The organism is Arthrobacter sulfonylureivorans, assembly GCF_047607445.1.
GTDB lineage: Bacteria > Actinomycetota > Actinomycetes > Actinomycetales > Micrococcaceae > Crystallibacter > Crystallibacter sulfonylureivorans_A.
In genome coordinates this window covers 53,254-66,707 of record NZ_JBLKRT010000005.1, presented here as the reverse complement: position 1 = coordinate 66,707, position 13,454 = coordinate 53,254, and the positions used below count along the sequence as shown (strand labels likewise).

Annotated in this window: 13 protein-coding genes and 1 tRNA gene; 9 read left to right on the top strand and 5 right to left on the bottom strand. The window is 67.0% G+C overall.

Translation table 11 applies throughout. The annotated features are described in order from the left end of the window. Positions 1–27: 27 nt before the first annotated feature. From ACMX2H_RS03800 to ACMX2H_RS03790, 3 genes are read right to left on the bottom strand one after another with little or no spacing between them, the layout of a single operon-like run. Entirely contained in the window at positions 28–825 is a 798-nt protein-coding gene (locus ACMX2H_RS03800; RefSeq protein WP_414959030.1) for an enoyl-CoA hydratase/isomerase family protein, read from the bottom strand. A gap of 44 nt (positions 826–869) precedes the next feature. Continuing rightward, positions 870–1,649, bottom strand: a complete 780-nt coding sequence (locus ACMX2H_RS03795) for an inositol monophosphatase family protein (RefSeq protein ID WP_414959029.1) — start codon at positions 1,647–1,649, stop codon at positions 870–872. Positions 1,650–1,700: 51 nt separating this feature from the next. After that, positions 1,701–2,522 (bottom strand): LysR family substrate-binding domain-containing protein, encoded by an 822-nt coding sequence (locus tag ACMX2H_RS03790; protein ID WP_414959028.1) that lies wholly within the window; start codon positions 2,520–2,522, stop codon positions 1,701–1,703. A 36-nt stretch (positions 2,523–2,558) separates the two neighbouring features. Between ACMX2H_RS03790 and ACMX2H_RS03785 the strand changes: the two genes are divergently transcribed. From ACMX2H_RS03785 to ACMX2H_RS03775, 3 genes are all read left to right on the top strand, one after another. Then, positions 2,559–2,933: a DUF5997 family protein gene (locus tag ACMX2H_RS03785; protein ID WP_414959027.1), complete on the top strand. Its 375-nt coding sequence runs from the start codon at positions 2,559–2,561 to the stop codon at positions 2,931–2,933. Positions 2,934–3,047: 114 nt separating this feature from the next. After that, positions 3,048–4,430: a sensor histidine kinase gene (locus tag ACMX2H_RS03780; RefSeq protein WP_414959026.1), complete on the top strand. Its 1,383-nt coding sequence runs from the start codon at positions 3,048–3,050 to the stop codon at positions 4,428–4,430. Beyond that, complete coding sequence (locus ACMX2H_RS03775; RefSeq protein WP_414959025.1) at positions 4,427–5,071, top strand: response regulator; 645 nt, start codon at positions 4,427–4,429, stop codon at positions 5,069–5,071. The genes ACMX2H_RS03780 and ACMX2H_RS03775 overlap by 4 nt, the downstream gene beginning before the upstream one ends. A gap of 17 nt (positions 5,072–5,088) precedes the next feature. On the opposite strand, the gene ACMX2H_RS03770 is transcribed toward ACMX2H_RS03775, so the two are convergent. Next, positions 5,089–5,469: a VOC family protein gene (locus ACMX2H_RS03770; protein WP_414959024.1), complete on the bottom strand. Its 381-nt coding sequence runs from the start codon at positions 5,467–5,469 to the stop codon at positions 5,089–5,091. Between the two features lie 127 nt (positions 5,470–5,596). Then, positions 5,597–5,679 (bottom strand) — tRNA-Leu (locus ACMX2H_RS03765). Positions 5,680–6,039: 360 nt separating this feature from the next. Between ACMX2H_RS03765 and ACMX2H_RS03760 the strand changes: the two genes are divergently transcribed. Genes ACMX2H_RS03760 through ACMX2H_RS03735 form a run of 6 tightly spaced genes read left to right on the top strand, consistent with a single transcriptional unit; the run spans position 6,040 to position 13,427 of the window. Then, positions 6,040–6,777: an FhaA domain-containing protein gene (locus ACMX2H_RS03760; protein ID WP_414959023.1), complete on the top strand. Its 738-nt coding sequence runs from the start codon at positions 6,040–6,042 to the stop codon at positions 6,775–6,777. Further along, entirely contained in the window at positions 6,777–7,256 is a 480-nt protein-coding gene (locus ACMX2H_RS03755) for an FHA domain-containing protein FhaB/FipA (protein WP_353917064.1), read from the top strand. The genes ACMX2H_RS03760 and ACMX2H_RS03755 overlap by 1 nt, the downstream gene beginning before the upstream one ends. A 44-nt stretch (positions 7,257–7,300) precedes the next feature. Continuing rightward, on the top strand, positions 7,301–8,791 hold the full coding sequence (locus ACMX2H_RS03750; RefSeq protein ID WP_414959112.1) for a protein phosphatase 2C domain-containing protein: 1,491 nt from the start codon (positions 7,301–7,303) through the stop codon (positions 8,789–8,791). 3 nt (positions 8,792–8,794) lie between these two features. After that, positions 8,795–10,213 carry an FtsW/RodA/SpoVE family cell cycle protein gene (locus ACMX2H_RS03745; protein ID WP_136785544.1) on the top strand — a complete coding sequence of 473 codons (1,419 nt, stop codon included), beginning with the start codon at positions 8,795–8,797 and terminating at the stop codon, positions 10,211–10,213. After that, positions 10,210–11,658: a peptidoglycan D,D-transpeptidase FtsI family protein gene (locus tag ACMX2H_RS03740; protein WP_414959022.1), complete on the top strand. Its 1,449-nt coding sequence runs from the start codon at positions 10,210–10,212 to the stop codon at positions 11,656–11,658. Before ACMX2H_RS03745 ends, ACMX2H_RS03740 begins: the two co-directional genes overlap by 4 nt. Beyond that, a complete protein-coding gene (locus tag ACMX2H_RS03735; protein ID WP_414959021.1) occupies positions 11,655–13,427 on the top strand; it encodes a protein kinase domain-containing protein in 1,773 nt (590 codons plus the stop codon). The genes ACMX2H_RS03740 and ACMX2H_RS03735 overlap by 4 nt, the downstream gene beginning before the upstream one ends. Positions 13,428–13,454: the final 27 nt, after the last annotated feature.

Genomic DNA, 13,454 nt, shown 5'->3' with positions numbered 1-13,454 from the left:
CAGCCACCGTCCAGCCCGCGCCCGCCTTTAATGCCCGGTGAAGGCGGGCGCCACCTTGTCGAGGAAGGCCTCCCGGCCGATCCGTGAATCCTCCGTGGTGAAGGCCTTCCCGAAGGCCTGGCGCTCCACTAGAAGTCCATCGTCGGTGGGCAGGCCGAGCGCCGCATCGACCGTCCGCTTGGCGTTCGCGACGGCGGCCGGGGATTTCGCGGAAATTTCCCGGCAGGTGGCTGCCGCAGCATCCAGCATGTCGTCCTTGGTGGCGAAGACCGCGTTGGCCAGGCCGATCCGCAGCGCTTCTGCGGCGCCGATGCTGCGGCCGGTGTAGATCAGCTCCTTGGCCAAACCGGGGCCGATCCGCTGCGGGAGCCGTACGGTGCCGCCGAAGCCTGGAATGAGGCCCAGGCCGACTTCCGGCAGACCGAACTTCGCGTTCTCCGTGGCGTAGATGAAGTCGCAGGCCAGTGCCAGTTCAAGGCCACCGCCCAGCGCGAACCCGTTGACGCAGGCGATCACGGGGAGGTCCAAGGTCTCAAGCAAGCGGGTGAGGTCCTGCATGGCCGCACTGTGTGCCTCCGCTTCGTCGGGCCCCATCGACGCCAGTTCGCGGATGTCGGCGCCGGCCGCGAACGCCTTTTCGCCGGCGCCGGTGATCAGGATGCTGCGGACTTCCTGCCCTTCAGGCGACCGGATGTCGGCGACGAACTGCGCGAGGTCTGCCACCACTTGGGTGTTCAGCGAGTTGAGCGAGCCGGGGCGGTTGATGACAAGCGTGGCCAATTCGCCCAGGCATTCCAGCTGGATGGTTTCGTAGGTCTTCTCCACAGCCCCACTATGCCACGTCGGCCGGCACGGAAACCCGATCCGCCTCACCCCTGCAACAGGGTGACCGCCTCTGCGACCTGCTGCCTTCCGCCCGCCACCGACCAGCGGTAGCCATCCACCTCGACGACGGCGGTGGTCCCGCCGGCCGCTTCCACCAGGGCCCTGCCCGGCAGCCAGTCCCAGTCCGGCAGCCCCTGCTGGTACCAGACCCCGAAGAGCCCGGCGGAGGTGGCCGCCAGCTCGCAGGACGCGGACCCCCAGGAACGGTAGGTGGCCGAACCCAGCAACGTGCGCAGGTAGGGCTCGCCCGCGGCCTCTTCCCGCAGGTAGGTATGGTGCAGGTACGCCGCTGCGCAACTGGCCGCCAGCGGGGCGCTGGTGATTTCACCCACCCGCAGGCCGTTGCGGGCCGTGGGCAGGTCCCGGCCGCCGAGCCACAACACGTCCTCGGCGGGATGGTAGACCGCCCCCAACCGGGAGCCGACGTCGTCGGTCAGCGCCAGCGCCGAACACCAATAGTGGCCGCCGGTGAAGAAGTTGTAGGTCCCGTCCACCGGGTCGATCACCCAGGTCCGGCCCGACGTTCCCTGGTGGCTGGAGCCTTCCTCGCCCAGAATCGAGTCGTCCGGCCGCAGCTCCCGCAGCGTGTCCACCACCAGTGTCTCCGCGGCATGGTCGGCAGCGGTGACGACGTCGGAGATGCTGGTCTTCTCCTCGAAGGTGGTCACCCCCGACCGCATTCCATTGGCCAGGGTTCCGGCGGCGCGCACCAGCCAGGCCGCAAGGTCGGTATCGTCCAGATGGTCAGGGCTGCTCACGGTCATAGCTGAAGCCTAGCCAACGCCACCGTGAAGCCGGCGTGCAGCGGACCGCCGCTACCGGCGACCGCGCCGCGGCCCGCGCCCCTTGGGCGTGCGTCCGCCGCCGGGCTTGCCCTTGCCGGACTGCTTGCCAGCTGCCGGGCCGGAACCGCCCTGCCGCCTCGCGCCGGAGCCCTTGCCCGCGTTGGCGCCCTTCCCTGCACCGGAGGCTCCGCCGTCGTGCTGCGCTGTGTTTTTGGAGGTTTTGGAGGTTTTGCGGCCCTTGGTTTTCTCCTGCTGTTCCTGCACCGATGGCTGGCGCGAACTGCGGGCCGTGCGTCCCCGGACAATTCCGATGAATTCCTCGATGGCCGCGTCCGTCCGGTCCGCCAGCCAGGCAAGGCCGATCTGCGTCTCGGGCTGGTCCGTCACCGTCCGGTACACCACATCCTTGCGGTTGTAGAGCCGCGCCACGGACATGGGCAGGATCATCAGTCCCGCTCCGGAGGCCACTACCTCGATGCCGGTCTTGGCCCCGCCCATCTCCGCCGGGTCCAGGAAGTTCTCTGCCGCGATCTCCTGGTACGGCACCTCGTCGTCGTACAGGGCAATCTCATGTTCCTTCGGCGCAACCACCACCGGCAGTTCGGTATACAGCGGGATGACGTTCAGGCCCTCGCGGTCCACCGGCAACCGCACAAAGCTCAGGTCCGCCCGGCCATCGCGCAGGATGGCGGTTTGTTCGTCCTGCCCGCACTGGAAAGCGGCCAGCGGAACGTCCGGCAGCCGCTCCGCCCAGCGGCGCGTCCACTTCCCCGGCGTCACGCCCGGAACGTAGCCAACGGTCAACCCGGCCGGCGGGGGCGGTGTTTTCGGCTCGTGGTCTGCTTGCTGCACTTCATCACCGTAGCGCAGGGCGGATAGGCTGGGCCCATGAGCGCGAAAACGTCCCAGTCCATGAAAGCGGCTACGGCCGCCAAGAAACTGGGCATTTACCTGCCCGCTGCCCCGCAGGAATTCCAGGACAGCCTGATTTCGCGCGAAGAGTTCAACAAACTCCAGACGGATCCGCCCCAGTGGCTGGCCGACCTGCGCCGCAACGGCCCGCATCCGCGGCCCGAGGTAGCGCGCAAGCTCAACGTCTCCATTTCCGGCCTGGCCCGCGGCGGCATCACCGAAGCGCTGACGACGGCGGAGATCACCGCGCTGCTGCAGAATCCACCGCAATGGCTGGTGGCCGAGCGCGCCTCCTTCGCCGCGGTGCGCGCGGAAGAGCAGCGTGTGAAGGAAGCGGGCAAGAAGGCCTGACCCGCCTCCAGGCGGAGGAAAGCGCTCCGGGCGCCCCGGAACGGGGGTTAACCCCCGTGAGGTTCGGGGGCCCGCCTGCTTCTGACGGACGCGGTGAGGTAGCAAGCTGTACTCATGACGAACATTGCGGCGCCGAATGCCGCCCTCCATCTGCCGGAACCTGCCGGCTCCCGCCGGGCCGATGGCACCGCACCGTACCGGTTCCTGACCGGCTTCTTCCAGCGCCAAACCTGGCGCGAATTCCTCTACCACTTCGCGGCGCTGCTGCTGGCGCCGTTCGGCTTCACCTACGCGGTGGCCACCGTCTCGCTCGGGGCGTCGCTGGCCGTGACGGTCGTCGGACTGGTGGTGGCTGCGGCGCTGATAGCTGCGGCCCGCTACTGGGGAACAGTGCAGCGGTCGCTGGCGGCGGCCCTGCTGAATCAGCACGTGGCGGAGCCGGCACCGTTCCGGCCGAAACGCGGCTTCTTCGGTTTCCTCCGCAGCGGCCTGGCCGATTCGACCGGCTGGCGGGCCATCGCCCATCAAGTGGTGTCTTTTGTGATCTCGGTGACCGCGTTTTGCGTGAGCATCACCTTCTTCGCCACCGGCCTCGGAGCACTGACGCACTGGATCTGGTATCGCTACCTGCCGCTGCAGCAGGCCGCGGACGGCAGCTGGCACCAGGGCGCACAGCTGGGCTGGGACTACTACATCGACACTCCGCCCCGGCAGCTGTTGTTCGCGGCCATCGGCGCCGTCTTCCTCTGGCTGCTGTGGCCCGCGCTGAACCACGGTTTCGCCCGGCTGCAGGCCGTCTTGGCGGCCGGCTTGCTGGGTCCCACCGCGGCGAGCCTGCGGCTGCGGGATGTGGAGCACTCGCGCAACCGCACGGTCGAAGACGCCGATGCCCGACTGCGGCGGATCGAACGCGACCTGCATGATGGCACCCAGGCGCAGTTGGTCGCCATTGCCATGAAGCTGGGCGACGCACGGGACCGGCTGAACGGCCAGGACACCGCGCCGGAAGTGGCGCACCTGCTGGAGAGCGCACATGGCACCGCCAAGGACGCCTTGGTGGACCTGCGCGATCTGGCCCGCGGCATCCATCCGCCCGTCCTCAACGACGGACTGGCCCCGGCCCTCGAAACCCTGGCAGCACAGTCGCCGGTGCGGACAACGCTGGTGCTCAACCTCGGCGCACGCCCTGCACCCGCGGTGGAAGCCACCGCGTACTTCTGCGCGATGGAATTGGTGACCAATGCGGTCAAGCATGCCCGGGCCGAACAGATCCGGATCAGCGTGCGCACTGCCGGCCACCGCCTGCTGCTGCAGGTGGACGACGACGGGCGCGGCGGCGCGGCACTCTCCCCGCCGACGTCCAGCGGCCACCGCTCGGGCCTGGCCGGGCTGGCCGAGCGGGTTGCCGCCGTGGATGGCACACTGCACATCGAATCACCCGGCGGCGGACCCACCAGCGTGATGATCGATCTGCCGTTGGATCCGGAGCGTCCGTGAAGATCGCGATCGCCGAAGACTCGGCCATTCTGCGGGCCGGCCTGGCCGAGCTGCTGGCCGGCCGCGGACACCACGTCACCGCCGCGGTGAACGACGCCGCCGCGCTGCTGCAGGCAGTAGCGGCCGAGGCACCGGACGTGGCCATTGTGGACATCCGGATGCCTCCGACGCACACCGACGAAGGCATCCGCGCCGCACTGGAGCTTCGCCAGACGCATCCGGACGTGGGCGTCCTGGTTTTCTCGCAATACGTAGAGACCCGGTATGCCGCCCGGCTGTTCGCCGACCACCCGGCTGGCGTGGGCTACCTGCTTAAGGACCGGGTAGCCGAAGTGTCCTCGTTTCTGGACTCGCTGGAACGGATCCGGCGCGGGGAAACCGTGCTGGATCCGGAGGTGGTTGGCCAGCTGATGCGGTCCTCCGGCCAACAGCGCGGGCTGGACACTCTCACACCGCGCGAAGGGCAGGTGCTGGAGCTGATGGCGGAGGGCCGAACCAACGTGGCCATCGCCGAACGGCTCTTTTTGTCCGCCGGCGCCGTGGAGAAGAACATCACGGCCATCTTCGGCAAGCTGGGGCTGGCGGCGGCGCCCGGGGACCATCGCCGGGTGCTGGCGGTGCTCAAGTACCTGCAGGCGTAGGTGAACCGGCCGCGGCGTCAGTCCTGGTGCAGCTGGATCAGGTTGCCGAAGCCGTCGTCGAAGACGGCGGCCAAGGTGCCGGAGGGGTCCGGGGCCGGCGGGCCAGTGAACCGGACACCGGCAGCGGAAAGCCGCTCATACTCGGCCTGAACATCCGGCGAGCCGAAAACGATCGCGGCCATCCCGGCGTCGTACACCCCTTGCCGATAGGCGGAGCCGATCGGATTATCGCTGGGTTCGAGCAGCAGCCCGGCCCCTTCGCCCGGATCGGCCGACTGAACGATGAACAGGGAGAATTCGGGCATGGCCATAAGCTCCCGGAAGCCGAGCATCTCGGTGTAGAAGGTGAAAGCGGCTGCCGGATCCGTGACGTGGATACTGGTCATCTTGATGCGCATGGCTGGCACCCTAGCCGTTGCTTCTCGGCAAGAGAAGCGCGCCGGCGGCCAGCACCGCGGCACGGCCACGAAGTCCGGGCGTTAACGGCAAGAGCCCCGATCCGAAGACCGGGGCTCTTGCTCTGCGTGCGCGAGGGGGGATTTGAACCCCCACGCCCTTTCGGACACTGGCACCTGAAGCCAGCGCGTCTGCCGTTCCGCCACTCGCGCGCATCTTGCGTGTTCCGTCGGGTGGAACCGTTTTCCCGGTTCGCATTCCTCAAGAACAGCGAGATCAATAGTAGCGTGAAACAGGCCCAAATTCCCAATCGGGGGATCCAGCCCCCTGATTGCCGCACGGAGACAGGGATCGGAGCGCCCGAAGCACCGCGGACACCCCGCCGTCGCCGCGAGTTCCCCGAGTGAGCTTCACCACGTTGCGGCGCCGCCGCGCCCTCGGCAATCGTTATTGAATGGGGCCTTTTGGGACACGCCCAAGTAGTATCGAATGGGAGAATCGCCAGACCGGTGTGCGCTGTCGGCTTCTTCAGAGGCAGGCACGCACGACGACAACAGGGAGGAGGCGGCCCGATGGGAATTCTGGACAGCATGGAACGCGGCATCGAAAAGATGGTCCGTGGCGCCTTCTCCGTGGGCGGCAAAGGCCAGGTGCAGCCGGTGGAGATCGCCAGCCGCCTGCGCCGCGAGCTGGACAATGGTTCCATCACCTTGGCCCAGGGCCGCACCTTGGCACCCAACGTCTTCGAGGTCCGGCTGGGCGATTCCGACTACGCCATGGCTGAACAATGGGGGGCAACGCTGGCCGAAGAACTGTGCGACGTGGTGATCCGCCACGTCAATAGCCAGAAGTACACGCTGCAGGGCCCGGTCCGCGTTTCCTTCGCCAAGGACGCCGCTCTCAAGGGCGGCGACTTCGAGGTCCAGGCCACCGTGGTGAAGTCCGACGGCCAGCAGCAGCGCCCGGCACCACGCAGCACGCCCGCGGCCCCGTCGCGCCAGCCCACCCAATTGCAGGCCGTGCTCGAAATCAACGGCCAGCGCTACTCGCTCAACGCACCCTCGATCGTGCTGGGACGTTCCTCCGAGGCGGACATCATGGTCGATGACACCGGAGTCTCGCGGCGCCATCTGGAGATCCGCACCGCGGGCGGCTCCGCCGTGGCCGTGGACCTGGGCTCCACCAACGGCAGCTACGTCAACGGCCAAAAGATCATTGGCCAGACCGATCTCACCGACGGATCCGTGATCACCATGGGCCGCACCCGCATTACCTTCCGCCTGCTGCCGACACGGGGCGGCGGGGCCTAATGGGGGAGCTTGTTGTCACCGCACTGCGGTTCGGTTTCCTGATCCTGCTCTGGATCATGATCATCAGCATCGTCTCGGCCCTGCGGCGCGACCTGCAGATCGGCAAGCGCAACCGGACCGGCAGTCCCACCGCGCGGGAAGTGCGTAAGAACCCCGATCTGGCTGAGGCAGCCCCGGCACCGCGGGCGGCACCGCGCCGACTGGTGGTCACCGAAGGCCCGCTGGCCGGACACTCGCTGGAACTTGCCGCCAGCCCGATCCTGCTGGGGCGTGCCCAGGAAGCCACGCTGGTGCTGGAGGACGATTATGCCTCCGGCCGCCACGCCCGGCTCTTCCCGCAGGGCAGCCGCTGGTTCATCGAGGACCTGGGTTCCACCAACGGCACCTATCTGGCCGAGAACCAACTGACCCGGGCCCTGCCCGTTGACCCGGGCGTTCCCATCCGGATCGGCAAGACGGTCATTGAATTGAGGCCCTGACCGTGGCTCTGGTTCTGCGCTATGCTGCGCGGTCGGACGTGGGCATGACGCGGTCCAAGAACGACGACTCCGCCTACGCTGGCCGTTTTCTTGCCGTGGTCGCCGACGGCATGGGCGGCCACGCCGGCGGCGACGTCGCCTCTGCCTCCACCGTGCTGGACCTGGTCCACCTGGACCGCGCGGGTCACCAGGATCCGGCCACGGTGCTGGCCGACGAGATCCAGACCGCCAATTCCATCCTCTCCGAACTGGTGCAGACCAACCCCAAGCTGGCCGGCATGGGCACCACGGTGACCGCCCTGCTGCTGCACGACGACAAGCTTGAGTTCGCCCACATCGGCGATTCCCGTGCCTACCGGCTGAAGAACGGCATCTTCGAGCAGGTCAGCGTAGACCACACCTTTGTGCAGCGGCTGATCGACGAGGGCCGGCTCCGCCCGGAAGAAGCCGAAATCCATCCGCACCGCAACGTGCTCATGCGCGTCCTGGGCGACGTCGATGCCAGCCCGGAACTTGACCTGGCCAGCCACAGCGCCGAACCGGGGGAGAAGTGGCTGCTCTGCTCCGACGGGCTCAACGCCGTTGTACCGGACCGGGTGGTGGAGTCGGTGGTGCGCAACGCCGCCACGCTGCAGGACGCGGTGGACCAACTGGTGGACCTCACGCTCGATGGCGGCTCCCCGGACAACGTGACCATCGTGATGATCGAAGTCGCCGAGGCGCCGTCCGAAGCAGCTGACACCGCATCGCTGAACCTGGCGGCGGAACGTCCGCTGGAGCCAGCGGCAGCCGACGACGGCGGCGCCCCACCTGCCGCCACTGCGCCGGCGGCCGCTGCGGGCATCTCAACGGACGCCACCGCGACAGACGCGCCCGGCGCCGAGACACCCGCTGAACCCCATGAGGCAATTCGCGCCGACGCCATCCGGCGCGAACTCGGGACACGCCCGCATGTGCTGGTGGGGGCCGCGGCGCTGGCCACGGAAACCGGACAGATCCCGATCGTCACAGCCCACTCCAACAAGCGACGCGCCGCGGCGCTGTTGACCCACAAGGCTCCGGAGGAACCGGAGGCGTCCGAGGTGGAGGCCGCCGCACCGCTCCGCAAGCCGTGGCTGATCCCGGCATTCCTCACCGTGATGTCACTGCTGCTGGTGGCCGTACTGTGGTTCGGCTACCTGTGGACCCAAACGCAGTATTTCGTGGGCGCGTCCGACGGCCGGGTGGCCATCTTCAACGGCGTCTCGCAGAACTTCGGTCCGATCGACCTGTCACATGTGGACACCGTCTACAACATCCCGCTGGAGAGCCTGCCGGTCTATCAGCAGCAGCGGCTGAATTCGAGCATCTCAGCCAGGGACCTGGTCCACGCCGAACAAATCGTGGAGCAATTGCGGATCAGCAGCCAGCGGAACTGCCCCGAACCAGGGCCCAGCCCCAGTGCCCTGCCGACGGACCGGCCCAGCGGCTCGGCCACGCCGAGCCCGGCTGCCAGCCCGGAAGCCGCCCTGCCGCCGGAATGCGTAGGTGGATAAGCCATGAGTAACATCCAGACGGCGCCCCGATCGCGGCGCAACACCGAACTGCTTCTGCTGCTGCTGGCCCTGGTGGTCGGCATCGGCGCCAACATGCTGGTCGGACTCGACCAGGACCGCGCCTTCGACAGCGATTTCTTCACCCAGGGCATCACCCTGATTGTGCTCGTCCTTGTGGTCCACGTAGTGCTGCGCCTGCGCGCCAAATATGCTGATCCGGTAATACTTCCGATCGTGACCGCTTTGAACGGCATCGGATTGGCGATGATCCACCGGTTGGACATCGCCACCGGCGACTCCGCGGCCACCCGCCAGCTGTTCTGGACCGGCATCGCCATCGGCGTCGTCGTCGCCGTCATTTGGCTCTTGCGCGACCACCGCGTGCTGCGCCGCTTCACCTATCTTTCGCTGATTGCCAGTGCCGCTCTGCTGATTTTTCCGCTCTTGCCGTTCGTCGGCATGGAGGTCAACGGCGCCCGGATCTGGGTCAACCTGGGGTTCGCCACCTTCCAGCCTGGCGAAATCGCCAAGATCACCCTCGCTATATTCTTTGCCGGCTATCTATCTACCAACCGGGATCTCATCCTGCTCGCCGGCAGGAAGATCGGCCCGCTCCAGCTGCCCCGCTGGCAGGACATGGGGCCCATGCTTGCGGCCTGGCTGGTGAGCATCGGCGTGCTGGTCTTCCAGCGCGACCTCGGCTCCTCGATCCTGTTTTTCGGCCTGTTCATGGCGATGATCTACGTGGCCACCAGCCGGGTCAGTTGGGTCATCATCGGCCTGCTCATGATCGCCGTGGGCGGCTTTGTGGCGTTCCAGCTCTTCCCGCATGTCACGAACCGCATCAATGGGTGGATCAAGGCCTTCGATCCGGAGGTCTACAACGCGATTGGCGGCAGCCACCAGATTGTCCAGGGCCTGTTCGGACTGGCCAGCGGCGCGCTGACCGGTACAGGCCTTGGCCAGGGCCGGCCGGATCTGGTGACGTTCGCCAACAGCGACATGATCATTGCCGCGCTCGGCGAAGAACTCGGGCTGATCGGCCTCTCCGCCATTGTGATGCTCTACGTGCTCTTGGTCAGCCGCGGCATCCGGGCGGCCTTGGGCAGCCGGGATGCCTTCGGCAAGCTGCTGGCTACGGGACTCTCCTTCACGCTGGCGCTGCAGTGCTTCGTGGTGATCGGCGGCGTCACCCGGCTGATCCCGCTGACCGGTCTGACCACACCCTTCCTGGCCGCGGGCGGCTCGTCGCTGCTGGCCAATTGGCTGATTGTTGCGCTGCTGCTGCTCATTTCCGACGCGGCGCGCCGCCCCACCGTGACGGGCCCGGCAACCGAGAGCCGTCCCCCGGGCGACCGGCCGCGGCGCCGCAGCAAGACCGATGAACGGAACACCGGATCCACGGAGGTGATCCAGCCATGAACCAGGCCATCCGCAACACTTGGATCGTCGCCCTCGCGATGTTCGCACTGCTCTTCGGATCGCTCACGGTGGTGCAGTTTTTCGAGGCCGAGAACCTCAACGCCAACCCCTGGAACAGCCGGACCATCTACAAGGACTTCGATAAGAACCGCGGCGCCATCCTGGTGGACGGCGATCCCATCGCCGAGTCCGTGCCGTCAGACGACGAGTTCGCCTACCAGCGGGTCTACAACGAACCCGAACTGTATGCGCCGATCACCGGTTTCTACTCACTGGTTTACGGCTCCACCCAGATGGAGTCGGCAATGAACGCCCAGCTCTCCGGGTCCGGCGACGAGTTCTTCTACGAACAGATCGTGCAGATGTTCTCCGGCGGCCAGGTTGAAGGCGCCTCGGTGGAGCTGACCTTGGACGCCGAGCTGCAGCAGCTGGCCTGGGACCTGATGCCCGAGGGCGTGAAAGGCTCGATCGTCGTGATGGAGCCGGACACCGGCAACATCCTGGCCATGGTGTCCAAACCCAGCTTCGATCCGAACGAGGTCGCCGGGCACAATACCGAAAAGGTCACGGAGAACATGGCAGGGCTGGAGGAAGTGCCCGGCCTGTCGCCGTTCATCAACGCCGCCAACGAAAGCCTGCTGGCCCCCGGATCCGTCTTCAAGCTGGTGGTAGCAGCCGCCGCGCTGGAGTCCGGTAAGTACGACGCCGACAGCGAGCTGGAGAATCCTCCGACCCTGAAACTGCCGGGCACCGACGTCGAGTTGCCGAACTACGTCAACGGCGGCTGCGCCGCCCGGACCACCGCCGACTTCTCCTTTGCCCTGGAGCAGTCCTGCAACACGCCCTTCGCCCAAATCGCGATGGACCTGGGTGAAGACGCGATCGCAGAACAGACGGCCAAGTTCGGCTATGGCGAGTCCTACCAGATCCCCACCCACGTCACTGCCAGCCGGTTCCCCACCGGTATGAGCGATGACCTGCTCGCCCAGTCGGCCATCGGCCAGTACGACGTCCGCGTCACGCCGCTGCAGGTGGCGATGACGTCCGCCGCCATTGCCAACGACGGCGTGCTGATGAAGCCGAATCTGGTCCGCACGGTGCGTGCGCCCGACCTTCGGGTCATGGACAGCCCCAAGCCCGAGGAACTTCAGCGTTCCCTTTCCGCCGACAATGCCAAGCTGATCCAGGACTGGATGGTCAACGTAGTGGACCGCGGCATCGGCGGGCGGGCGGCCATCCCGGGCGTGGAAGTGGCCGGCAAGACCGGCACGGCGGAACTGATGGCCGGCGAAGAAGGCAACAACTCCTGGTTCACCGGGTTCGCGCCGGCAGACGACCCCCAAGCTGTCGTATCAGTGGTCTTCGAAGACGTCGATGTGGCGACCGGTTCTTCTCTCGCAAGTTCAAGTGCTAAGCAACTCCTAGAGGCGGTGTTAAATAAGTGAGACCTACCTCGGGTATCACATTAGGCGGCAGGTACCAGCTCACTGAACGTATCGCCATCGGCGGCATGGGTGAGGTCTGGAAGGCGCAGGACCAGGTCCTGGGCCGCATCGTCGCCATCAAAATCCTCAAGGAGGAGTACACCGGCGATCCGGGCTTCCTCAACCGCTTCCGCGCCGAGGCCCGGCACACGGCGCTGCTGAACCACATCGGCATTGCCAACGTTTTCGATTACGGCGAAGAAGCTGGCTCCGCCTACTTGGTGATGGAACTGGTCCCCGGCCATCCGCTCTCGGCCATCATCGAGCGCGAGCGGGTGCTGTCCCCGGACCGGACACTCTCGATCATCACCCAGACCGCCAAGGCGCTGGCCGTCGCCCACGCACAGGGACTGGTACACCGCGACGTCAAGCCCGGCAACCTGCTGATCACCCCCGAGGGACGGGTGAAGATCACCGACTTCGGCATTGCCCGGCTGGCAGACCAGGTCCCGCTGACGGCTACCGGACAGGTCATGGGCACCGCCCAGTACCTGGCCCCTGAACAGGCAACGGGACAGACCGCCACCGGACAGAGCGATATCTATTCGCTGGGTGTGATCGGTTACGAGTGCCTCTCCGGTTCCCGGCCCTTCTCCGGCGAGTCGCAGATCGCCATCGCCCTGGCCCAGGTCAACGACACCCCTCCGCCGCTGCCGGAGTCTCTTCCGCGTCCCATCCGGGCCTTGCTGATGTCAATGCTGGCCAAGGACCCGGCCGACCGTCCCGCCACCGCCGAGAAGCTCGCCGAGGCAGCCGACGCCATCCGCGCCGGTGACATCCGCGCCGCTGAAGCCGCGGTTCCCGGCATGCTGCTGTTCGAGGGCGACGACAGCACCGGAGTGATGACTGCCCCGGTGCCCACCACCGGAACGGCTCCTACCCGCGCTGTCAGCGCCGGAACCTCCCAACTGCCCGCCGTGGCCGGGGCCGGAGCCGGCGCGGCAGGTCTTGGCGCCGAACGAAACTGGACCGACGAGGATCTGGACAGCGACGAACCCCAGGAGGCTCCGCGCCGGCAACAGAAGAAGCGCAGCCCGTGGACCTGGCCGCTGATCGGTTTGATCCTGCTGGTCCTCTTCGCCGTGGCCGGAGCGATCCTGCTTCCCATGTTGACGCCCACCGGCGGAACCGAGTCGTCCACGTCCGCCACCAGTTCGGCAACGCGGTCGACGGCGAAGACTACTTCCGCTACGCCCAGAGAGACGCAGAGCGCGGAGCCAAGCACCACGCAGGCGGTGGAGACCAACCAAATCTCAGCCAATGCGTTCTTGGGCCGGCAGTTCAGCCAGGTCCGCTCCGAGCTCGAAAACATGGGGTACCAGGTAGTCCCGGACCCAGTGGAGAGCAACGAATCCGAAAACACCGTCATCGATATCTCGCCGACCGGCCCCGTGGAAGTCGGCAAAGCGATCACGGTCACCTATTCCACCGGTCCCGGGACCGTGACCATTCCCAATGGGCTGGCCGGTCAGTCCGAGCAGCAGGTGCGTGAGGCCTTGATCGGCCTTGGCCTGGTCCCGCAGTCAGCCGGGGAGGAACCCAGCGATCAGCCCGCCGGGACCGTCCTCAGCCTGTCTCCCTCCAGCGGCGACGTGCCGGCAGGATCCACTGTCAGCTACGTGGTTTCCAGCGGGCCCGAGGAACAAGAAACCCCCGAACCGACCCAGACCGAGACCCCGGCGGCAAAGGCTCCGCCGACGAAGGGCACTGATCAGGACGGCAAGCCGTGATCGGATCCCGGTCGGTTTGATGGAAGG